At 65.5% G+C, this 21,109-nt stretch carries 19 protein-coding genes; 7 read left to right on the forward strand and 12 right to left on the reverse strand.

The window, feature by feature from the left end:
• Positions 1 to 7: 7 nt before the first annotated feature.
• On the reverse strand, positions 8 to 1,570 hold the full coding sequence (locus tag GOSPT_RS00815) for a molybdopterin-dependent oxidoreductase (RefSeq protein ID WP_039854195.1): 1,563 nt from the start codon (positions 1,568 to 1,570) through the stop codon (positions 8 to 10).
• 200 nt (positions 1,571 to 1,770) lie between these two features.
• Between GOSPT_RS00815 and GOSPT_RS00820 the strand changes: the two genes are divergently transcribed.
• Positions 1,771 to 2,439, forward strand: coding sequence for a fasciclin domain-containing protein (locus tag GOSPT_RS00820; protein ID WP_039854197.1), 669 nt, complete (start codon positions 1,771 to 1,773; stop codon positions 2,437 to 2,439).
• A gap of 95 nt (positions 2,440 to 2,534) precedes the next feature.
• Here GOSPT_RS00820 and lon read toward each other — a convergent pair whose 3' ends face one another.
• Positions 2,535 to 4,871 (reverse strand): endopeptidase La, encoded by a 2,337-nt coding sequence (gene lon / locus GOSPT_RS00825; protein ID WP_005201924.1) that lies wholly within the window; start codon positions 4,869 to 4,871, stop codon positions 2,535 to 2,537.
• Positions 4,872 to 5,295: 424 nt separating this feature from the next.
• On the opposite strand from lon, the gene GOSPT_RS24080 reads away from it, so the two are divergent.
• Together GOSPT_RS24080 and GOSPT_RS00835 are read left to right on the forward strand one after the other, a co-directional pair.
• Positions 5,296 to 6,726: a hypothetical protein gene (locus GOSPT_RS24080; RefSeq protein ID WP_141630766.1), complete on the forward strand. Its 1,431-nt coding sequence runs from the start codon at positions 5,296 to 5,298 to the stop codon at positions 6,724 to 6,726.
• Positions 6,727 to 6,735: 9 nt separating this feature from the next.
• A complete protein-coding gene (locus GOSPT_RS00835; RefSeq protein WP_005201926.1) occupies positions 6,736 to 7,605 on the forward strand; it encodes an immunity 49 family protein in 870 nt (289 codons plus the stop codon).
• Between the two features lie 128 nt (positions 7,606 to 7,733).
• Here the strand turns inward: GOSPT_RS00835 and GOSPT_RS00840 are convergent, their stop codons facing one another.
• Both GOSPT_RS00840 and GOSPT_RS00845 read right to left on the reverse strand, forming a co-directional pair.
• The gene (locus tag GOSPT_RS00840; RefSeq protein ID WP_005201927.1) at positions 7,734 to 8,564 is read right to left on the reverse strand and encodes an SDR family NAD(P)-dependent oxidoreductase; all 831 of its coding nucleotides are present in this window, start codon (positions 8,562 to 8,564) and stop codon (positions 7,734 to 7,736) included.
• 70 nt (positions 8,565 to 8,634) lie between these two features.
• Positions 8,635 to 9,120: a MarR family winged helix-turn-helix transcriptional regulator gene (locus tag GOSPT_RS00845; protein WP_039854201.1), complete on the reverse strand. Its 486-nt coding sequence runs from the start codon at positions 9,118 to 9,120 to the stop codon at positions 8,635 to 8,637.
• Positions 9,121 to 9,224: 104 nt separating this feature from the next.
• Between GOSPT_RS00845 and GOSPT_RS00850 the strand changes: the two genes are divergently transcribed.
• On the forward strand, positions 9,225 to 9,572 hold the full coding sequence (locus GOSPT_RS00850) for a DoxX family protein (RefSeq protein ID WP_005201929.1): 348 nt from the start codon (positions 9,225 to 9,227) through the stop codon (positions 9,570 to 9,572).
• Between the two features lie 137 nt (positions 9,573 to 9,709).
• Here GOSPT_RS00850 and GOSPT_RS00855 read toward each other — a convergent pair whose 3' ends face one another.
• Together GOSPT_RS00855 and GOSPT_RS00860 are read right to left on the reverse strand one after the other, a co-directional pair.
• Positions 9,710 to 10,453, reverse strand: a complete 744-nt coding sequence (locus GOSPT_RS00855; RefSeq protein WP_039854180.1) for a hypothetical protein — start codon at positions 10,451 to 10,453, stop codon at positions 9,710 to 9,712.
• Positions 10,454 to 10,626: 173 nt separating this feature from the next.
• Positions 10,627 to 12,111 (reverse strand): MFS transporter, encoded by a 1,485-nt coding sequence (locus GOSPT_RS00860; protein WP_005201931.1) that lies wholly within the window; start codon positions 12,109 to 12,111, stop codon positions 10,627 to 10,629.
• Between the two features lie 304 nt (positions 12,112 to 12,415).
• Between GOSPT_RS00860 and GOSPT_RS00865 the strand changes: the two genes are divergently transcribed.
• Entirely contained in the window at positions 12,416 to 12,793 is a 378-nt protein-coding gene (locus tag GOSPT_RS00865; protein WP_005201932.1) for a hypothetical protein, read from the forward strand.
• Here the strand turns inward: GOSPT_RS00865 and GOSPT_RS00870 are convergent.
• Positions 12,781 to 13,269, reverse strand: a complete 489-nt coding sequence (locus GOSPT_RS00870; RefSeq protein WP_005201933.1) for an SRPBCC family protein — start codon at positions 13,267 to 13,269, stop codon at positions 12,781 to 12,783. The genes GOSPT_RS00865 and GOSPT_RS00870 overlap by 13 nt on opposite strands.
• A 12-nt stretch (positions 13,270 to 13,281) precedes the next feature.
• Positions 13,282 to 14,700 carry a glucose-6-phosphate dehydrogenase gene (locus GOSPT_RS00875; RefSeq protein ID WP_005201934.1) on the reverse strand — a complete coding sequence of 473 codons (1,419 nt, stop codon included), beginning with the start codon at positions 14,698 to 14,700 and terminating at the stop codon, positions 13,282 to 13,284.
• Between the two features lie 103 nt (positions 14,701 to 14,803).
• Between GOSPT_RS00875 and GOSPT_RS00880 the strand changes: the two genes are divergently transcribed.
• On the forward strand, positions 14,804 to 16,582 hold the full coding sequence (locus tag GOSPT_RS00880; protein WP_005201935.1) for a glycoside hydrolase family 15 protein: 1,779 nt from the start codon (positions 14,804 to 14,806) through the stop codon (positions 16,580 to 16,582).
• Positions 16,583 to 16,650: 68 nt separating this feature from the next.
• Here GOSPT_RS00880 and GOSPT_RS00885 read toward each other — a convergent pair whose 3' ends face one another.
• From GOSPT_RS00885 to GOSPT_RS00895, 3 genes are read right to left on the reverse strand one after another with little or no spacing between them, the layout of a single operon-like run.
• Positions 16,651 to 17,085, reverse strand: coding sequence for a nuclear transport factor 2 family protein (locus tag GOSPT_RS00885; protein ID WP_005201936.1), 435 nt, complete (start codon positions 17,083 to 17,085; stop codon positions 16,651 to 16,653).
• Positions 17,086 to 17,102: 17 nt separating this feature from the next.
• Positions 17,103 to 17,483, reverse strand: coding sequence for a DUF427 domain-containing protein (locus GOSPT_RS00890; RefSeq protein WP_005201937.1), 381 nt, complete (start codon positions 17,481 to 17,483; stop codon positions 17,103 to 17,105).
• A gap of 46 nt (positions 17,484 to 17,529) precedes the next feature.
• Positions 17,530 to 18,186, reverse strand: coding sequence for a nitroreductase family protein (locus GOSPT_RS00895; RefSeq protein ID WP_039854205.1), 657 nt, complete (start codon positions 18,184 to 18,186; stop codon positions 17,530 to 17,532).
• 185 nt (positions 18,187 to 18,371) lie between these two features.
• Here GOSPT_RS00895 and GOSPT_RS00900 point away from each other — a divergent pair, with 185 nt between their 5' ends.
• On the forward strand, positions 18,372 to 19,418 hold the full coding sequence (locus tag GOSPT_RS00900; protein ID WP_005201939.1) for an alpha/beta fold hydrolase: 1,047 nt from the start codon (positions 18,372 to 18,374) through the stop codon (positions 19,416 to 19,418).
• 167 nt (positions 19,419 to 19,585) lie between these two features.
• On the opposite strand, the gene GOSPT_RS00905 is transcribed toward GOSPT_RS00900, so the two are convergent.
• On the reverse strand, positions 19,586 to 21,106 hold the full coding sequence (locus GOSPT_RS00905; RefSeq protein WP_005201940.1) for a catalase: 1,521 nt from the start codon (positions 21,104 to 21,106) through the stop codon (positions 19,586 to 19,588).
• Positions 21,107 to 21,109 lie beyond the last annotated feature (3 nt).

The following is a 21,109-nucleotide window of genomic DNA, read 5'->3' on the forward strand; positions in this document are numbered from 1 at the left end:
TGCGACGCTAGGCCACCTGCACGACGCGGCTGTGCCATCCCGTTGCCCCGTCGGGGATCGGAGCCACTCGCTGGTCGGTCTGCGTCTTCCCCTCGGCGTCGGTCGCCCGGCAGTACAACGTGTGCTGTCCTGGCGTCGCCTGCCAGGTCCAGCTCCACTGCCGCCACGTGTCTGTGGAGTATTCGGTGGCGAGGGTCGCGGTGTTCCACGGGCCGTCGTCGACTCTCACCTCCACCCGTCGCACACCGCGGTGTTGCGCCCATGCCGTACCGGCGACCACGACCGGCCCGACCGGATTGGTCGACAGCGGCGCGGGTTTGTCGATGCGTGACGCCGTCTTGATGGGTGCTTTCACACCCCAGCCGCGCTTCGCCCAATAAGACTGTGCGCGATCGAATCTCGTGATCTCCCAATCGACAACCCATTTGCATGCGGACACGAAGCCGTACAGGCCGGGGATCACCTGGCGTACGGGATAGCCGTGCTCCAGTGGTAACGGAGTTCCGTTCATGCCCACCGCGAGCATCGCGTCGCGTCCGTCGGTGATCGCGTCGAGCGGTGTGCCGGACGTCCAGCCGTCGACGCTCGTCGAGAGCAGCATGTCCGCGTCGGCATGCGGATTCACCATCGCGAGAATGTCGCGCATCGGATACCCGATCCACCTCGCGTTGCTGGCCAGATCGCCGCCGACCTCGTTGGAAACGCACGTCAGGGTGATGATCCGCTCCTGCGCCGACATCGCCATGAGATCGTTCCAGTCCAGCGTGATCTCACGGTCGACCATGCCGTGGATTCGCAGACGCCAATCCGACGTCGACAACTGTGGGACCTGCAATGCAGTGTCGATGCGATAGAAGTTCGCGTTGCTGGTGAGGAACGGTGTTGCCCCTTCGACGTCGATGCCTGAAGGAATCGGTGGCGCAGCAGACTGTGCGCGGGGCAACACGAGGCGGGCTCGCTCCGCGATCACTCCCCCGGCGTCGGCGACGCGTCGAGCAACTACCAGCGAGATCGCGGATGCTCCTGCGACGACCGCCGCCGCACCAAGAAAGGCGCGCCGCGATGTTCCTATACTCTTTGTGCCATCGCTGTTTTCGTCGACTCCATCAGGATCGCTTCGAACCTGTTGCGGCACATGCGATCTACGACTGAGCACGAAGAGTATCGCAACCGCGACCACGCCTGCGACGATCGCCGGTATCACGTAGCTCGCGTCCGCGGTGGGACGAGTGGCCGCCGCGAATGCTCCGAACGCGGCGACGAGAACGACAAGAATGACCCCCGCAGGGGGCCGCCTCACCTGCAGAATGCCCGCCAGCATGGAGAGTAGGGCGAGAGCGATTGCGACACCGATCATCAGCGCCGGTTTGTCGTTGGTACCGAACGTCGTGATCGCCCACTCACGAGCGGACGCAGGCGAGTTGTCGACGAGAAACGCGGTTACCGCCTGAAACGGGGAGGCCATGCGCGACAATGGAATAGCGACCAACTCGCCCGCCGCGATACCACCGAGCACGGCAAGCAGGCCGGAAACCGCGGCACGAAGCCACGTTTCGGATCGCTGACGCATTTCGGACCGCTGACCCACAGCAGACCTCCTCACCGAAGTCAGCCTCGTCGGTCGTCGACTTCTGCAGTACTTCGTTCGAGCGCGCTGTGCGGATGGGTCGCGAAGTATTTTTCTTTTCACCCATCCGGGGTGTGGTTTCCAGCGAATGCCCTCCGAGACTCACAGCACGGTGAGTTTGTTCCTCAATGATGGGATCGATCATGGTAGCCAACAGATTTCAACGCCTGACTCTTGCAGCAGCAGGCGCCGTACTGACCGTGGGAGTGATCGCGGGATGTTCTGACGACAGCAGTTCGTCGTCCGGTTCGACGGCGTCGTCGATGGCCCCGATGTCGTCGTCGGCAATGCCGATGAGCAGCGGTACCGCCCAGCCGGCTTCGCTCGTGGGGCCGGGATGTGCCGACTATGCGAAGGCCAATCCGTCCGGAAGCGGCTCGGTCGAGGGTATGGCGATGGATCCCGTAGCCACAGCGGCATCCCACAACCCGATGCTCAAGACGCTGACTCAGGCCGTGTCGGGACAGCTCAATCCGCAGGTGAACCTGGTGGATACGCTCAACAACGGCCAGTACACCGTCTTCGCGCCGACCGACGACGCCTTTGCGAAGCTCGACGCAGCGACGATCGACAAGCTGAAGACCGATAAGGATCTGCTCACGAAAATCCTGACCTACCACGTCGTTTCGGGACAGATCGCCCCCGACGCGATTGACGGGACACACAAGACCCTCGAGGGTCAGGACGTCACGGTCACCGGGTCGGGCAATGATCTCAAGGTCAACAACGCTGGCGTCGTCTGCGGCGGGGTCAAGACCGCAAATGCCACGGTATACATGGTCGACACCGTGCTGATGCCGCCGACCATGTGATCGATTCCCCGATCAGGTTCTCTGGATAAAGCGATGGGGCGCACCGTAATCGGTGCGCCCCATCTCCGATCAGAGGTCGGGTTGATCCTCCGGGATCAGGCGGCTGTCCTCGCCGCGTCGGCGACCGGCTCGAGAGCCTGTGCGACGACATCGGCAACGTCGGCCACCGGGGTGACCGTGACGGCGTCGAGGATCTCAGCCGGGACGTCGTCGAGGTCGGCCTCGTTACGCGGTGAGATGAACACCTGCGTCAGCCCGTTACGTTGTGCCGCAAGCAGTTTCTGCTTGAGCCCGCCGATCGGGAGCACGCGGCCGTTGAGCGTGACCTCGCCGGTCATGCCCACCTCGGCACGGACCTTGCGACCCGTCGCCATCGACACCAGGGCTGTCACCATCGTGATGCCGGCACTCGGACCGTCCTTAGGCACCGCGCCCGCCGGGACATGCACGTGGATCGTGCCCTCCAGGTTCTTCGGGTCGACGCCGAGTTCGCGGGCGTGCGCACGGACATACGACAGCGCGATCTGCGCGGACTCCTTCATGACGTCGCCGAGTTGGCCGGTCAGTTGCAGACCACCCTTGCCCTCGCCCGTATCGGTGCGGTTGGCCTCGATGAACAGCACGTCGCCGCCCATTCCGGTCACGGCAAGTCCGGTGGCAACACCGGGGACTGCCGTACGCTCCTCGGACTCCGGCGTGAACCGGGCGCGGCCGAGATACTCCTTGAGATCGGACTCCTCGATCGTGACAGGCGTTGTGGCCTTACCACTTTCGACGTTCGTCGCGACCTTGCGGAACAGCTTGGCGAGCAGTCGCTCGTACTGGCGCACACCCGGTTCCCGGGTGTAGTTGGCAGCGATCTCGCGCAGCGCATCCTCGGTCACCGACACCTCGTCGTTTGTCAGCGCAGCGCGCTCCTCCTGCCGCGGGAGCAGGAAGTCGCGGGCGATGGCCACCTTGTCGTCCTCGGTGTAGCCGTCGATCGTGACGAGCTCCATACGGTCGAGCAGGGCCGACGGGATGTTCTCGATGACGTTGGCTGTCGCGAGGAACACGACGTCGGACAGGTCGAGGTCGAGATCGAGGTAGTGATCGCGGAACGTGTGGTTCTGCGCGGGGTCGAGGACCTCGAGCAGCGCGGCCGCGGGATCGCCACGGAAGTCGGAACCGACCTTGTCGATCTCATCCAGCAGCACAACGGGATTCATCGATCCCGCCTCGCCGATGGCACGCACGATGCGGCCCGGCAGTGCGCCGACGTAGGTACGACGGTGACCGCGGATCTCGGCCTCGTCGCGCACACCGCCGAGAGCGACGCGCACGAACTTGCGACCGAGCGCACGGGCAACAGACTCACCCAGCGACGTCTTGCCGACACCGGGAGGACCGGCCAGCACCATCACGGCACCGGACCCGCGTCCGCCGACGACCTGCAGCTTGCGCTCGGCACGTCGGGCACGCACCGCCAGATACTCGACGATGCGATCCTTCACGTCGTCGAGACCGTGGTGATCGGCGTCGAGGATCTCACGGGCACCCTTGATGTCCGTCGAATCCTCGGTGGTGACGCTCCACGGCAGATCGAGAACGGTGTCCAACCATGTTCTGATCCAACCGGTTTCGGGCGACTGATCACTGGCGCGCTCGAGTTTGCCGACCTCACGCAGTGCGGCTTCTCGCACGTTATCGGGAAGATCGGCCGTTTCGACGCGACCGCGGTAGTCGTCGGCACCGTCGGGTTCGTCCTCACCGAGTTCCTTGCGGATCGCGGCGAGTTGCTGGCGGAGCAGGAATTCCTTCTGCTGCTTCTCCATCCCGTTCCGAACGTCGTCGGCGATCTTGTCGGAGACCTCGGTCTCGGCGATGTGCTCGCTGGTCCAGTCGATCAGCAGTTGCAGACGTTCGCCGACGTCCGGCGTCTCGAGAAGTTGTCGCTTCTGGACGTCGTCGAGCCACGACGAGTAGCCCGACGTGTCGGCGAGATCGGACGGGTCGGTCATCTTGTTCACCGCGTCGATGATCTGCCACGCCTCACGACGCTGCAGCATGGCCAGCACGAGTTTCTTGTACTCCGCGGCCAGCGCCTTGGTCTCGGGCGTCGCCTCGGCGTCGTCGACCTCGGTCACCTCGACCCACAGCGCGTTGCCGTGGCCAGTGGTCCCGGTGCCGATGTGGGCACGTGTCTCGCCCTTGACGACGGCAGCTTGCACACCGCCGGGCATACGTCCGACCTGCACGATCGACGCCAGAACGCCATAGGTGGGATACCGGTCGTCCAGGCGGGGAGCGACCAGCAGTTTTCCGGACTCACTGGCCCGGGCCGCGTCCACTGTCGCCTGCGCAGCGTCGTCGAGAGGCACCGGCACAACCATGCCGGGCAGGACGACCAGATCAGGAACGAAGAGGACGGGCACTGAATACGTGTCAGACATGTAACCTCCAAAGTTCAGTCTGATGGACTCAACCTGGGTGGCAGGATGTTTGTTCCCGGGCAGATTTCGCCTGGGGCGGAATTGGGAGGCTCCGCTCTGCCGCCTGGCCCACGCTGGCCGCCGATGCGGGGCTAAATGTGTGTCGTATCCAAGGATGTGGGTGCTGCAACGCCCACATCCTTCGATTGGACACTCATTCAGGCGCAGCACCCCATCACTCCCCCAAGCTGAGTGAACGGACGACTTTCACACCTGCCGGAACATTTCGGGTGGCCGGACGAATCGAACTGACACATACAGATTCGACGTCAAGGAAGGTCCGACAATGTCTCGAAGCACGAGCGCTCGCCCACCATCGACAGCGGAGACGGGGAGCCTGCTCAGATCAGGTCGACGAGCCCTCGTCGGCGTGATTCTCGCCGTGATGGCGTCGATCGCCCTGATCGTGGCAGCGCCGACGCAGGCCTTCGCCGCGCCCGCACCGGACTGCTCGACGCTCCCCTCGCGGGTCCAGGCACTCCAGTCGCAGGCGAACACACTCAAGGGCCAGATCGACGCGCACAACTCCCGCGGCGGAAGCGTCGACACGACGAACGCCGGAGCCGTCGGCGCCTACAACGCCGAGGCCCAGCAACTCACCGGCCAGCGCGATGCCCTACAGGCACAGGCCAACGGGCTGCAGTCGGAGCTTTCAGCCTGCGGTTCGAAGGAGACCGCACCGGCGATCCCGAATACCGACGGCAGCGCACCTGCGCCTCCCGCGCCGGCGAAGCCAGCAAAGCCAGAGGCGCCAGCTAAGCCCGCGCCCGCGAAGCCGGCGCCCCCGAAGTCGGACGCCACGCCCGCGCCTGCGCCCGCGAAGCCGGCGGCCCCGAAGTCGGACGCCAAGCCTGCACCGCAGAACTCCGCACCCGCGCAGCCCGCGGCACCCAAACCCGCCGCACCCGCGCAGCCCGCATCACCCAAACCCTCGCAACCCGCCGCGCCGGCGCCTGAGCAGTCCGCGCAACCGAAGCCGACCGGCGTCGAGCAGCGCAACGCTCCGATGCAGAGCAAGATCAACGATCCGGAGTATCGCGCGAAGTACTACCAGCAGCAGGGATCGAACGGCGTCATCAAGCGGAAGCCGGGAAGCGGCGTCGACGCCAATGGCGAGCTGGTTCCGGCCATCCGCGAGAATCCGAAGCAGCCCGGGAGCTTCGTCGAATCCCAGTCGTCGCCGACGGTCCGTGCCACATACGACGGTCCCGCTCAGCAGCGCGCGCCGACCAGTGCCGAATCGTCGCAGATGCGCGAGAACGTCGTGGCCCGCAATCAAGCTGTCCGCGACGTGCAGCGACTCAAGGCCGAAAGTGCGGCCCAGCAGACGACGGGTGGCAAGGTCGATCCACGGACCGAGTCCGAGCTGAAGGACGCCTATGTTCGGCAAACCGCACAGGGCGAGGGGCTCGGCGAGGCGGCCGGCCGACAGGCCATCGCACGTGACTATCCGGCGTCGAAGTACGACGTCCGTGAGCTGACGAGCCCCCGTGGCCGATCCGGTCCGGGTGACCCGGACCAGGTATTCGTGGTGCGAGCCAAAACCGGAGGCTCCGAGCGAATGGTGGTTCAGGAGGTCAAGGGGCCGTCGGCCAAGTCGGGGTCTCGGATCGGCCTCGACGGCCAGCGGTACGAACAGGGAACCCGTGGCTACCTGGATTCACTCATCGACGAGATGGCCCGAAACGGCGACCCACGCGCATTGAGCATGCGGAGCGCGCTCAACCGCGGTGCACTCAGCTACCGTCTCGTGAAGGCGCGCGTGTCGGGTGACGAGTGGGCAGGCTATAGCGTTCGTAACTTCGACATCGGATAGGACCACACGATGCACTCTGTAACCAGGCACGAACTTGGCCGATCGATCGACGAATTGCGCGAACTGGCAACCGAATCCGACGACGCGCTGGTGTCGCACTTCGAGGACATCAGCCTGTACCCGGAGTCGACGATGCCGACCGCGGCACTCGCGGCCACCAGCGCCGCAGCACTCCACTTCGGATCGGACCCGTCCGGATCACGCGCCGAGACCCGCGTCGCGGCCCGTCGGGCCGAGCAGATCTACCTCGGGATGTACCAACTCGCAGCGCTCCCGCCTGGCCAACCATTCGTCCTCGAGATGGACTCTGCGGGTCTAGCCAGTCACGGCACCGGGCACAATCCCCGCGCGGTGAACGCACAGACCTGGCTCGACGCGTACTGGTGGGCACGCGCCACACGCAACGGGACGGCACGCGAGACGCTCGACGCCGTCGACCCCGCACTGTTGACGCAGGGCAGCCGCAACGACCGTGCGCTGCTCGGACTCGTCGAGGCGCTGCAGGCACGCGACCGCAAAGACCCCGAGTGGGCTGAGACACTGAAATCTGCTGTTTCCCAAGTCAACTCGCCAACAGTCTCGACGAAGGAGGAGGCTCGGCTGCTGCAGCTGGACCTGTTCGGCGTGCTGGGCACCATCGGCAATGAACCCGACGACCAGGCCAACTTCACCGAGCAGCTGACCGACGCCCTGACCGACCACCGGACGTACTGGAGTGCGAACGAAGCACGCAGCGACACTCCCCGTGGCTTCTTCTCGCTTCCACTGTTCGGCCTGTGCGCGATGGCATTCGACGAGGGCATGACGATCGACGTCGAATCCGACTATCTCCCCGTCGAACTCATTCAGAACCCGCCCTGGATGTTCGAGCTGGACTAGAGCGCTCCGAAGCATCGCCTTCCGCGCCAACCCGCCAGCTGAATATGTGTCGTATTGGAGGATGTGGGTGCTGCAGCACCCACATCCTTCGATTAGACACACATTCAGGGCGCACCCGGAGCCCGATCTCACGTGATCGCAGCGATGGTCCTATCCGACATCCGTGGTGACACGAGGTCGATCGCAGGCAGCAGGTAGCGCACGACGGCCGGCGACACCTCTTCGGGTCGGTGGGTGATCGCGCGGACGATCCAGCTCGCCGCCTCGTCGACCTCCAGCGCGCCGACGTCGTCGTATTCGGCTGTGGGAGCGATCATCTCGGTACGCACCAGCGGGAAGTAGACGTTGGTCGCTGTAACACCTTCTGGCCGTTCGGCATTCAGGCTGCGACCGAAGATGGCGAGTGCGCTTTTCGACCCCGCGTAGGCCGAGAACCGCGGAAACGTATTGGCGTGCAGCGCCCAGGTGCACACATTGACGAACTGCCCCTCACCGCGTTCGACCATGCCTGGCAACAGTCCGAGTGAGAGCTGCACGGCGGCAAGGTAGTTGAGTCGTGCGGTGCGCTGGTAGTCGTGGAATCGTTCGGTCGAGTCGACGATGGTGCGTCGAATCGAGTGGCCTGCATTGTTGACCAGAACGTCCACGGATTCGTCGGCGAGGTCGGCGATGAGTTGGTCGGTCGACGCCTCGTCGGAGAGATCGCACACCCGGTACTCGCAGCCGGTCTCGGCCGCCAGCTCGCGCAGCTTCTCCTCGCCGCGCGCCACACCGATCACACGTGCTCCGCGCGCGGCGAGCTGGCGCGCCGACTCCCGACCGATCCCCGCCGACGCCCCGGTGATCACGACGGTGAGACCTGCGACGTCGCGGCCGCGTCCCGCCAGCGCGGCGTCGACGAATCCCGGGACGAAGCTACGGCGTTGAACCAGAGCCTGAACCCTGCGCTGAATGGACATCGATTCCCCCTATCAGGCGGCACATCTGCGTGCGCGACGTACACATCGTCCTCGTGCCTACCCCTGAAACCTAGCCTTCGCGCTCGAGAACATCGGCGACGTCGGGTGCGATCTCGCGAAGGATGCAGCGCGCAGACCTCCCGAGTGCGGCGAGGTCGTCGGGGCTGAGCGGGTCGACGACCGTCCGACGCACCTCGGCCGCATGGCCGGGGGCGCACTCGGTCAGCTTGCGCACGCCGTCATCGGTGATCTGCGCCAGCGTGTGCCTCCCGCCGCCGGGGTTGGCAATGCGTGCCACCCAGCCCGAACGTTCGAGTCTCGTCATCGCATGCGACAGCCGCGACAGTGAACTCTGCGTCAGTAGAGCGAGGTCGGACAGCGGGCGGGTGCGGTCGGGCGACGACTCCAAACGGACCAGTACGTGGTACTCGAACATGTTCAGTCCGGCGTCGCGTTTGAGTTGCGAGTCGAGCACGGCAGGCAGCGTCGTCAGGAGTGCCATCACCGATTTCCACTCCCTGAGCTGCGCGTCGTCGAGCCATGGTGCATCAGACATGGCGCCCAGCATACGCCGACTTGAACATTCAAGTAAGCCCGCGTAGCTTTGGTTGAACATTCAACAACCCGTCTGCCACCGCAGCGGTTTACTCAGGAGCTGTCATGTTCATCGCCACCGTCGTCATCGCCATCGTGTTCGCACTGATGCTCGTCTTCTCGGGAGTGGGCAAACTGCGCCACGACCCCAAGCAGATGGGCGTGATGACCGAGGTCGGATTCCCCGAGGACAAGGTGGGCCTCCTCGCACTCGCCGAGTTCGCGGGAGCAATCGGCCTCATCGTCGGCCTGTTCTGGTGGCCGATCGGCGTCGCAGCAGCGATCGGAACCTTCCTCTACTTCCTCGGCGCAGCGATCTTCCACCTACGCGCAGGCGACAAGAACATCGCGCCCGTCGTCGTGCTGATGCTCGTCTCGATCGCCTACATCGTCCTGCGTCTGCTGAGCATCTGACAGCTATATCTGAAAGCGAGCGCTGACCACAGCGAAGGCGCCTCAGCCGCCCGCGAAGAACAAGCTGAGCGCCCGCGCGGGTTCCAGCGCGCTCGATACGTTGGCGACGCAGAGCACCAGCACCGCCGCGGCCACCGTCAACGTGGCTGCGCGGTTGCGGTTGCCGAACGCGTCGAATAGCTCAGTGCGCCAACGCCATTCAAGCCAGGACGATGGCCGCGCCACAGTCGAACCGCAAGTACGCCGAGCAGCGCCGCGAATACCGCGGACAGGACCGCCACCACGACGTGGTAGCGCGCGAAGTCGGCGACGAGGTGATCGGTAACCGGCGACGCACCCGGCGTGGCGATCCCGTGACGCACAGCGTCGACTGCCGCCGCCAGGGACGAATCACGTTGCGCGGGCAGCAATGACACCGCCGACGACAGTGGTGCAATCGCACCCTGGATGTTGGCCATCAGCAACGCAGCGGCACTGATCGTTCCGAGCGAAGCAGCCAGGCCGGCGACCACATACGCCACCGTCCGCCCGCGCCCATCAGCCCGGCGCCCCTGATACGACGTGCCCTGATACGACGCCCAGAGCCGTCGGCACGCCGAGCACAACACGAGCAGCGCCAAGGCGGAGATCACCGCTTTCGCGACGTGATAGCGCGCCCAGTACTCGACGACGGTCTCGAGGCTGTCCGGCAGAGTTGCACTCCCCGAGCTCGAATAGTCGATGAATGCGACACGCATGGACTGCACAAGGCGCGCGTTGTCGCCGTACCCGCCGTACTGGCCGCCCGCGAGATAGGCGGGCGCGAACACGAAGGCGATGCCGAGCACCGCGAGTATCCCCGCATACGTTCCGGCCCACTTACCCGATGATGTTGACGTCACCCGATCGACAGTAGCGCCGCGTACGCGGCCATGGCCTTGCCGGACGAGATGAGCGGATCGCGAGACCTCAACGTGCGCGCCACGCCCTGAATGTGTGTGCAATCGAAGGATGTGGGTGCTGCAGCACCCACATCCTTCGATACGACACATATTCAGGTGGCAGGTTGGCCCCGTCAGCCCGACGTCGACGAACGCACCCGCGTCGCGGGGTCCTGACACGCGGCGTTCACCGTGGGCGTCACCTGTGGTCGGAAGCCGGTACCCGAGCGGATCGTGAAGGCCGCGACCAGTCCGCCGAGGGCGCAGAAGACCGCGGAGATGAGCATCGCCGTCGTGAAGCCGGGACCGAGCGGCTGGCCCGGTCCCGCGCTGATTCCCGCAACAGCAGGAAGAACCGCGACGGCGAGCAGTCCCGCAATCCTCGACACGGCGTTGTTGACGCCCGACGCCGCGCCGGCGTGCGCGTCGTCGACCGCAGCGAGCGCCGCGGCGGTCAGGGGCGCGACCGTGATGGTCATACCCACGCCGAACAGGATCACCGCGGGGAACACCGCACCGAGATAGCTTGCCCCCGGGACGATCCGCGCCATCAACGCCAGCCCGATGCCCGCGATGACCGGACCCACGGTCATCGGAATGCGAGGACCAGTCTTCTGCGCAACCCGCCCCGACAGGGATGACCCGAAGAGCATCACGACGGTGTTCGGCACCATCGCAGCGCCGGCTTCCAATGCCGAGTACCCCAGGCTTTGTTGCAGTTGCAGCGCAACAAGAAACAGCGCTCCGCCGAGCGCGGCATAGACGAGCAGCGTCGTCGCATTTGCTCCGGTGAACTGGGCCGAGCGGAACATCGACAACTCGAGAAGCGGTGCAGGCGTGCGTAGTTCGATCAGCACGAACACCACCAGAAGCACAACTCCTGCGATTCCTATGGCGATGATCCACGGCGTCCACCCGCGCGACGGCCCCTCGATCAGCGCAACGATCACGCCCGCAAGTCCCAGCATGATGGTGACGGCACCGGGTATGTCGGGACGCCCAGCCACGCCCGGCTCTTTCGATTCGTCTATGTGCCGCAACGTGATTGCCACCGCAACGAGCGCGATCGGGACGCTGAGGAAGAAGACCCACCGCCACGACGCGGCGTCGACAAGCCATCCGCCGACGAACGGCCCGAGTGCACTCGTCGCCCCGGACATCCCCGCCCACAGCCCGACTGCCTGTCCTCGCTCCTCTTCACGGATACCGGCGTTGACCAGTGCAAGGCTGCCCGGCACGAGTGCTGCCGCCGCGACGCCCTGCACGAGACGCGCCACCACCAACCACTCGATGGTCGGTGCGAGACCACACGCGATCGAGGCGATAGCGAACACGATCAGTCCGCCGACGAATACGGCTCTGCGGCCGTACCGATCCCCCGCGACACCGCCGGTCAGCAGCAGCGCGCTGAGCGTGAGCATGTACCCGTCGACGACCCACTGCTGTCCGGCGAGCCCGGTATCGAGGTCACGCGCGATGGTCGGCAACGCGACGTTCACGACGGTGCCGTCGAGGAAGGCGACCCCCGAACCGAGCACAGCCGAGGCGATCAGCCATCGCCCCTTCGCCGACGATGCGCTGACTCCCGGCATGCCATCGTTCGGCGCAGACGTGTGCATGTCGTTGCCCGTCTCTCACAGTCGTGGTGCAGTGGTGTCGGCGGCATTCGGAGCCGCTCGTTGTCCCCACGATGCTCCGAATGCACGCAACTCGCCAATGAACGCCAGTCAGCCAGTGTTGACCACCACAGGAGCCGACGATGACCACCGCCGCTAGACGCTTACTGACCGCGTTCGTTCTCGTCGCATTGGCCCTGGTCAGCGGACCGGCCCTGGCGAATGCCGCGCCGACGGCACCCGCGCGATCAGACGGCTGACATTCTCGATCCCCGCGATCGGCGGCGTCGAGGCCGGTCCGGCCGGCGTGCCCGGCGGATCGCTTCGTCCGGTCACTGTCGTCGCGCAACCGGCGCCGCGCACCCTGCAGTTCCCGCCACCGCCTTCCGCCGTCACCTTCTCGGTGCCGTCGCCTGCGCAGTATCACTACCAGTGCTCGTATCGGTACCTGTCGATCTCGTGGAACAACCTGCGGACCGGCAAGCACGGCGTGGTGTCTCTGCGTCACTGGCAGCTGCCGAGTTATCCGGTGAGCGGCTACCCGTCGACGCTGAAGACGTCGGCGGTCGCTGTGACCGGGTCGGGACCCGTCGTCGCGACGGTCAGCGTGCTGCGTGAGCAGCCGAATGCCGCACCACAGGTGATCAGCGTGATCCCAGGCGTGAACGCGATTCAACTGCCCTGATCGGCATGGTTGCGCCGTGCCGTGATCGCCGACGCCGCACTGCGGAGGTCTAGGCGAACGGCAGGCGGGACGACCACTGCCAGAGGGATGAAGACCGGCGCGAGCACGATCGGCAGCGTGAGCACGGCCCGCGCCCCGACGGTCGTCGAGCCGTCGGTTGCGCGGTCGACGGTGAGCACGAGCGCGGCGTCGACAAATCTCCACTGCCCGATCTCGACCCAACGCTGCGGTCGCGCACTTCGCACGACCTCCATCCGCGGACGAACACCCGGCACGACGGTGACGTCTGTCCACGACGTCCCGACGTCGCCGGGGCGATCGCCCAGCGGCATCAGATCGGCGATTGCCCGGAGGCTGGCTTGCCACTGTGGACGATTCGCCGGGTCGACGAGGTAGTCGAAGACCTCGTCGGGCGGGGCGTCGAAGGCGACTGACACGTCGGCGACGGCGCGGCGAACGGTCGACGGAATACGCATGGGTGCCACCGTCTACAGCGGCAACGTCGGCCAGGCGTCGGGTCCGGCACTGCCCGCGGCGTAGCCGTCGATCGGCACCTTGTTGGCACGCCACGCGTCGACGATGGGATCGACGATGCGCCAACACTCTTCGGCGGCGTCGCCGCGAACAGCAAGTGTCTCATCGCCTTTGATGATCCCCGACAGCACCTCGGCGTATGCGCGCATCGACGCGTTGCCGAAATCGGCATCGAGGTCAACAGTCTTGAGCGCGAAGGGATGTGAGCCACGGTGGACGTTGAGCCGCACCGACATCGCGTCATGACCGAACGTGAAACGCAGGACGTTGGGCTCGACCTGGTCCTCGAATTGCTCGGGGACATGCCGCAGCGGACGGAAGGTCAGCACGATCTCCTTCGCCTCCGGGTCGAGCGCCTTGCCCGAGCGCAGCGTGAACGGCACCCCCTGCCATCTGTTGGTGCGCACCTCGAACGTGGCTTCCGCCAGCGTCTCGGTGTTGTTCGACGCGTCGACGCCGTCTTCGTCGACGTAGTTGGGCAACTGCTCGCCGCCCGCTTCGCCCGCCGTGTAGCGGGCTCGCCGCGACGATGCCACGGCGTCGTCGTCCCAGATGTGCACCGCACGCAGGGCAGCACCGATCGCATCACGCAGATCGCGTTCGCCAAGTGTCGCAGGCGGTTCCATCGCGACCACGGCAACCAGTTGCAGCAGGTGACTCTGGATCATGTCCTGCAGCGCGCCGACCCCGTCGTAATAGCCTGCGCGGCCTTCTAATCCGAGGCTCTCGTCGTATCGGATGACGACCGACTCGATATGCGTTCCCGACCAGACCGGCTCGAAGACGCGGTTGGCCAGGCGCACACCGAGCAGGTCGAGCAACACCGACTGGCCGAGGAAGTGATCGACGCGGTAGATCTGGTTCTCGGGTACCAGCTCCAGCAGGAGCTCGTTGAGTTCGCGAGCCGACTTCTGGTCGCTCCCGAAGGGCTTCTCGGGGGCAAGAGTGGTGCCGGGCGGAAGGTCGACGTCGCGCAGCGCCTCGCACGCCTTGCGCGTCACCGACGGCGGCACCGCGAAGTACAGCACGGGACGACCGTCGATATCGCTGAGAACACTTCTGAGATCGTCGGCGTCAGTCGGGTCGCCCCGGCGGTACACGGTCTGCTCGGCCACCCGGTCGCCTGCGTCCGACCGCTCGTCGGCGAAGGCCTCGCGAACCTTGTCCCGCCACTGATCGTCGGTCAGGTCGTGTCTACCGACGCCGATCAGACGCACATTCAGATCTGGTTCGAGACCGAGCAACTGGCCGAGCGCAGGCAGGAGCAGCCGCTTGGTCAGGTCGCCCGTCGCGCCGAAGATGATCAACGTCGTCACCTGCGGTGACGTCTGGTCATCAGCGCTCGAGGTGTTGTCCGACGCCGGTCCGGTCACGTAGTCCTCCTCGACGATGAGCCCGTCGGTGCGGGCTCTATTGGCGTGTGCCCGACTCGCGAAGTTTCGTCGGACAACTGCGATCACAGGCAGAATCGAGTGCATGGCCGCCTATATCGAAGACTACGCACTCGTCGGGGATTGCCGCACCGGAGCGCTGATCTCCCGCACCGGTGACGTCGACTGGTTGTGCGTTCCGCGCTTCGACAGCGCCTCCATCTTCGGCAGTCTCCTCGGCAAACCCGACCACGGATCGTGGCATCTGGCGCCAACCGACCTCGACGCGACGGTGAGCCGACGCTACGACGACGAGACGCTGATCCTCGTGACGCGGTGGCAGACCGCGACGGGGGTCGTCGAGGTCCACGAGTTCATGCCGATCGACGGCGGGCGCGTCGATCTCGTCCGGCGAGTGGTCGGGATCAGCGGCCACGTCGAGATCGACACCGAACTCCGCATGCGCTTCGACTATTCGCGGGTCGTCCCGTGGGTGCTGCAGCACGGCGACGACGAGCACCCGGCGCTGAGGGCTGTCGCAGGCCCGGACGCCGTGATCGTCCGAGGTATCGCGTTGAAGGCCACCGACCATGTACACCGCGCGACGACGACAGTGCGTGAGGGCCAGACGCTCGACTTGGTGTTGACCTGGTATCACTCGTACCGCGAAGAGCCCGAACCACTCGACGTCGACAAGGCGCTGCGCGAAACACGCGACTGGTGGACGGAGTGGGCCGGACGTATCGACCACACCGGATCGCGCGACGCGGCGATCGTGCGATCGCTGATCACGTTGCGCGCGTTGAGTAACCTCGACACCGGCGGGATCGTTGCCGCAGCAACCACGTCGCTCCCCGAATCCATTGGTGGATCACGTAATTGGGACTACCGCTACGTGTGGCTACGCGACGCCGCACTGACACTCGACGTCCTCGTCTGTCACGGATTCGTCCGCGTCGCCGAGCACTGGCGGATGTGGTTGCTGCGCGCCATCGCCGGAGATCCCAGTCAACTGCAGATCATGTACGGCATCGCGGGCGAGCGTGAACTGCCCGAAATCGAGATGCCCCAGTTCCCCGGATACGAGGGCTCCGCACCGGTGCGGGTCGGCAACGGGGCCGTCGATCAGTTCCAGGCCGACACCATCGGAGAGGTGCTCGTCGCGCTCGACGCCGCCCGCGCGGCAGGGCTACCGGAGAACAAAATCTCGTGGTCGCTGCAACGCGAACTACTCAAACGGGCCGAGGAGAACATCGACAAGCCCGACAACGGCATCTGGGAGATCCGCGGACCGCTACGCAAGTTCACACACTCGCGGGCGATGGTGTGGGCGGCGTTCGACCGCGGCGTCCGAGCCGTCGAAGAACACGGACTCAAGGGGCCTGCCAACCATTGGAAAGCGTTGCGCGACAAGATTCGTGCCGAGATCGAGGAGACCATGGTCGACCCGGACACCGGTCGGTTCGTCCAGTACCCGGGCACCACGGAGGTCGACGCCTCGCTCCTGCAACTCCCCCAGGTCGGCTTCTGCGACTTCGACGATCCGCGCATGCTCGCCACGGTCGAGGGCATCGAACAAACCCTGATGCAGGGCGGATTGGTGCTGCGCTACCGGACGTCGTCGCACGTCGACGGGCTCGACGGCACCGAGCACCCCTTCATGGCGTGTACTTTCTGGCTTGCCGAGCAATACGCCCGCAGCGGCAGGCGCGGCGACGCCGAGAAAGTGATGGCCCAGGGTATGGCGACGGCCAACGATGTCGGACTGTTCTCCGAGGAGTACGACGTCGACGCGCGTAGGCAGGTCGGAAACACGCCACAGGCGCTGTCGCACTTGGCATTTGTGCGCGCCGCGGATGCGTTCGCCGACTATCCGGACAACTGAGTCCGTCCTAAACGGACAACTGGCCCCGTCCTAACCGGACAATTGCCCCCGCCGCCCCGCGAGCAGCCTCAGCGGTGAGACCCCAACGGGGAGTTCACAAACCACACGATCTCCTCGCGCATCGACCGACTGCGCCAGCCATCTTCGGTGCGGACGAGTTCATGGTGGTAGTAGCCGCCACACGAACTCTGCTCGCCGAGCCCCGGTATCTGCATGGGGTTGAAGAACTGTGCGCGGACGGTAGCCTTGTCGCCGCTGATCTCGGCGTCGATGTTCATCACGTAGTGCATCGTCATCTCCAACGACGACAGCCCCCGCTCGAGCCAATCGACAACATCGCCGACGCCGCCGACGATTCCGAACGGCGATGCCGTGTAGTCGATTTCGGCGTCGTCGGTGAAAACCGTACGATAGAGCGACCAATCCCTTGCGTCGACCGCGGTTGCGTACCGAGTCAGCAACTGCCGGATCTCAAGCGTGTCCCCGAGGGTCTGGGTGTCCACTTCGCTCCTCCCCCTGCTCAATTCGGTGTGATCTCGATGGTCACCGCGTCGGGATAGAACGCGACGTGGCCTGCGATCTCGCCGACCGCGGGGTACGGCTGGTCGTAGAACCACACCTTGTCGGCGAGAGTCGCACCGTCGGCACCGACTATCCCGTGGTATCCGGCCTCCCCCTTGTAGGGACAGTAGGTCTGATGCGTGCTCGGAGTGAGGACGTCGGCGTCGAGGTCGTGGCGCGGTATGTAGTAGACCGGCGGATACGACGCCTCACGCAGAATGAGCGCGGCGTCGGTCTCGGCAATGACGCGATCGCCGACGCGTACTCGCACATGTTCTGCGGTGGGTTCGACGGTGATCGGGTGGTCTTCGGTCGGCAATAGCACCTGGCGTTCGCTCATGAGTCTCCTGTGTCGGTCCTGCTTGTGTGTCGGTCCTGCTTGTGTGTCAGTCCTGTGTGGCCCGCAGCGGCGGACCGTCGAATCTCTCGATCGTGACGAACTCGTCGACGGGTTGCCTGCGCAGCTTCGTGAGCTGTTTGACCGGCTTGCCGATGGGCAACACGGCGGCGACCGCGTGCGTCGTCGGCAACCCGAGAAGTTCTTGGACGGCAGGCTCGCTCGCCGCGGCCATCGTCGTGACCGTGCCGCCGAAGCCGTGGGCACGAGCCTGTAGCAGGATGTTCCACACCAGCGGATAGATCGACGCACCGCTGATGACGCCGATACGGTCGAGATCCTGGTCGGTCGCCGCGACGACGGCGAGGTCGACCGACACGACGAGCACAACCGGAGCGTTGATGAGTGGCGAGACGAATGCGTCGACACCGTCGACGGCTTCGAGGTCGGCCTCGGTGACCGACGTCGGGTTGACCGGATTCCACGGACTCTCGCCTGCCGCCTTTTGTGCGAGATAGCGCCGGGCCGCCGGTTTGCTGAGGTCAGCGATCCGACGTTTCGTCTCGGCGTCGCGGACCACGGTCACGTGCGCGCCCTGACGGTTACCGCCGCTCGGGGCGAAGCGCGCGACGTCGAGGATGTCGAAGAGCACGTCGTCGGGAAGTGGGTCGTCGGTGTACGACCGCGATGCGAACGTCGTGCGCATCGCCTCGCTCAGGTCGAAGCCGCTCGTGCTCGTGTCGGAGTCCACCTCTTCACTATGCCAATCCGGTCAACCGGCGGGAGCGGTACTCGACGATCCGGCGCACTCGCGCGCCCGTGCTGATTGAATGGCTGTCGAGACGCGACGGCCATTCGACGGTCGATGCGGACAGAATGCGGGGGTGAGGCGTGAGCCGACGTTCGACGCTGCAGCGACTCGACCCGATCGGTTCGTGGGGCGGGCTGCACACCGTGAGTCGACTCGTCTACTCCACTCCTGGACCGGATGGAACGTCGGTCACCGCAACGGGATTGGTGTGCCTCCCAGATGGTCCGGCCCCCGCCGAGGGATGGCGGGTGGTCGCGTGGACCCACGGGACGTCGGGGTTGTCGGAGCATTGTGGGTTGACCGGCTCGCCAGATCTCGAGGCCGGGACCGGCGAGGTGATCGGCCGTCTCAACGCCGCCGGGTACGCCGTCGTCGCCCCGGACTACCTCGGCCTCGGGCCCGGCACCATCGGACCGCATCCGTATCTGCACACCGACACCGAATCGACCGCGACGATCGACGCAGTGGCCGCAGCACGCGCGGGCATCCATGAGCTGTCGCGGCACTGGGCCGTCGCCGGTCAGTCGCAGGGCGGTCACGCGGCACTCGCGGCGGGGCACCGCGCGGCGACGTATGCACCCGACCTGATCTTCCACGGCACCGCGGCCCTGGCCCCGGCGTCGAACATCGAGCACGTCTTCGCGATGGCCCGACCCGGGATGCCCTCAATCCCCGGCTTTCCCGTGGGCAGCCTGCTCGCGGTGCTGACCGGGATGACGGCGACGCCGACCAAGGTGGACGTCCGCGCCTACCTCACCCCTGCCGGCCAGCGAATCTCCGACGAGATGACCGGTGTGTGCAGCGCCGCGTGGCCGCAACTGGTTGCGGGTGTATCCACGGGTTCGGTAGTGGCGAAACCCCTGGGCGACAGCGATTTTCGACGCTCCCTCGCCGAATACATGGCCGTGCCCACCGGCGACTACGGCGCTCCGGTGTTGATCGTGCACGGCTGGAAGGACTCTCGCGTACCACTGCCGCTGACGCTACGTCTGCTCCGACAGTTCCGGCGAGCGGGCACGCGCTTCGAGTTCCACGCCGTCAACGCGGGCCACGACGACGTCCGCGACGGGGCCGGCCTCATGTACCTCCTGGCGTTCCTCCACCGCATCCTGCCCGCGCAGGGTTGAGCGGACGCACAGTCGGCCGGACAGAGCGCCCACTCGGCCTGACAGAGCGCCCACTCGACGAAATAAGGCGCACAGTCGGCGGGAGTTCCCGTCGACTGTGCGCCTTATTCAGCCCACTGTGCGCCGTATTCAGCCCACTGTGCGCTCGAGGCAGGCGAGTGGGCGTCTCAGACCTTCTGCTGCATCGACGATCGGGCTGGGTTGCCCTGGTCGGCGGCCTTGGGGTCGGGCTCGTCGGCCTTCTCCGTGACGCCCTTCTTGATCTTGGCGCCGAGGTCGGTGTCGACGCGGCTCCAGTAGTCGAACGCTCGGGCCAGCACCGGCTCGGTCACTCCGTTGAGTAGATGGCCGACGACGTTGTCCACCAATCGATCTCGCGCAGCGTCGTCGAGTACCTCACGGACCAGGGTGCCCGCCTGACTCCAGTCGTCGTCCTCGGGATGGTCGACATAGGCGCTGCGGATGATCTCGCCGTCGGCTGCCCACTGAGGCTCCGGCTGACCCGAGAACGTCGCGGCGGGACCACCTTTCGAGTTCGGTGCATAGACCGGGTCGGTCACCGGATTGATCCGCATCGCACCGTCTTTGGAGTAGGTGTGGACGTCGTTACGAGGCGCGTTGACCGGGATCTGCTTGTAGTTCACGCCGAGTCGGGCACGGTGCGCGTCGGCGTAGGCGAACACGCGGCCGAGCAGCATGCGGTCGGGGCTGAATCCGATACCGGGCACGACGTTGTTCGGCTCGAATGCCGCCTGCTCGATCTGTGCATGGTTGTCGGTCGGGTTGGTGTGCAACGTCATCTTCCCGACCTCGTGCAGCGGGTAGTCGCCGTGCGGCCACACCTTGGTCAGGTCAAAGGGATTGAACCGATACGAGACCGCGTCGTCGTATGGCATCAGTTGCACCTTGAGCGTCCAGCTCGGCCGACCTCCGCCAGCGATGTTCTCGAAGAGGTCGCGGGTGTGGAAATCGGTGTCGGCAGAAGCCATTTGGTCGGCTTCGTCCTGGGTGAAGAACTCGACGCCCTGATCGGAAATGAAGTGATACCTCACCCAGTGCTTGACGCCCTGGGCATTCACCCACAGATAGGTGTGCGAGCTGTAGCCGTTCATGTGGCGCCAGGTCTTCGGAATGCCGCGGTCGCCCATGAGCCAGGTGACCTGGTGCGCCGACTCCGGAGACAACGTCCAGAAGTCCCACTGCATGTCGTGGTCGCGAAGGTTGTTGTCGGCGCGGCGTTTCTGCGACCGGATGAAGTGCTGGAACTTCAGCGGATCCTTGATGAAGAAGACCGGCGTGTTGTTGCCGACCATGTCGTAGATGCCCTCTGAGGTATAGAACTTCAACGCGAAGCCGCGCGGGTCGCGCCAGGTGTCCGGACTGCCCCGCTCTCCGGCGACGGTCGAGAATCTCGCGACCATCTCCGTCTTCACGCCCGGCTGGAACAGTGCCGCGCAGGTGTACGCCGAGACGTCTTCGGTTGTCTCGAACGTGCCGAATGCACCGCTCCCCTTGGCGTGGGGCTGACGCTCGGGAATGCGTTCGCGGTTGAACTGGGCCATCTGCTCGATCAGGTAGTGATCGTGCAGGACGATGGGACCACCGGCACCGACGGTGAGCGAATGCTCATCGCTTCCGGCAGGAGCTCCGGAGTCTCTGGTTGTGTAGAAATCGTTCTGATCCGACATATC

Origin of the sequence: Gordonia sputi NBRC 100414 (genome assembly GCF_000248055.1) — a bacterium.
Classification (GTDB): domain Bacteria; phylum Actinomycetota; class Actinomycetes; order Mycobacteriales; family Mycobacteriaceae; genus Gordonia; species Gordonia sputi.

Bases quoted from the DNA above. Each gene is read 5' to 3' on its own strand.
- GOSPT_RS00905 (WP_005201940.1), bottom strand. From the start codon at position 21,106: ATGTCGGATCAGAACGATTTCTACACAACCAGAGACTCCGGAGCTCCT.
- GOSPT_RS00840 (WP_005201927.1), bottom strand. From the start codon at position 8,564: ATGTCCATTCAGCGCAGGGTTCAGGCTCTGGTTCAACGCCGTAGCTTC.
- GOSPT_RS00880 (WP_005201935.1), top strand. From the start codon at position 14,804: ATGGCCGCCTATATCGAAGACTACGCACTCGTCGGGGATTGCCGCACC.
- GOSPT_RS00890 (WP_005201937.1), bottom strand. From the start codon at position 17,483: ATGAGCGAACGCCAGGTGCTATTGCCGACCGAAGACCACCCGATCACC.
- GOSPT_RS00850 (WP_005201929.1), top strand. From the start codon at position 9,225: ATGTTCATCGCCACCGTCGTCATCGCCATCGTGTTCGCACTGATGCTC.
- GOSPT_RS24080 (WP_141630766.1), top strand. From the start codon at position 5,296: ATGGCGTCGATCGCCCTGATCGTGGCAGCGCCGACGCAGGCCTTCGCC.
- GOSPT_RS00815 (WP_039854195.1), bottom strand. From the start codon at position 1,570: ATGCGTCAGCGATCCGAAACGTGGCTTCGTGCCGCGGTTTCCGGCCTG.
- lon (WP_005201924.1), bottom strand. From the start codon at position 4,871: ATGTCTGACACGTATTCAGTGCCCGTCCTCTTCGTTCCTGATCTGGTC.
- GOSPT_RS00820 (WP_039854197.1), top strand. From the start codon at position 1,771: ATGGTAGCCAACAGATTTCAACGCCTGACTCTTGCAGCAGCAGGCGCC.
- GOSPT_RS00895 (WP_039854205.1), bottom strand. From the start codon at position 18,186: ATGCGCACGACGTTCGCATCGCGGTCGTACACCGACGACCCACTTCCC.
- GOSPT_RS00860 (WP_005201931.1), bottom strand. From the start codon at position 12,111: ATGCACACGTCTGCGCCGAACGATGGCATGCCGGGAGTCAGCGCATCG.
- GOSPT_RS00870 (WP_005201933.1), bottom strand. From the start codon at position 13,269: ATGCGTATTCCGTCGACCGTTCGCCGCGCCGTCGCCGACGTGTCAGTC.
- GOSPT_RS00845 (WP_039854201.1), bottom strand. From the start codon at position 9,120: ATGTCTGATGCACCATGGCTCGACGACGCGCAGCTCAGGGAGTGGAAA.
- GOSPT_RS00835 (WP_005201926.1), top strand. From the start codon at position 6,736: ATGCACTCTGTAACCAGGCACGAACTTGGCCGATCGATCGACGAATTG.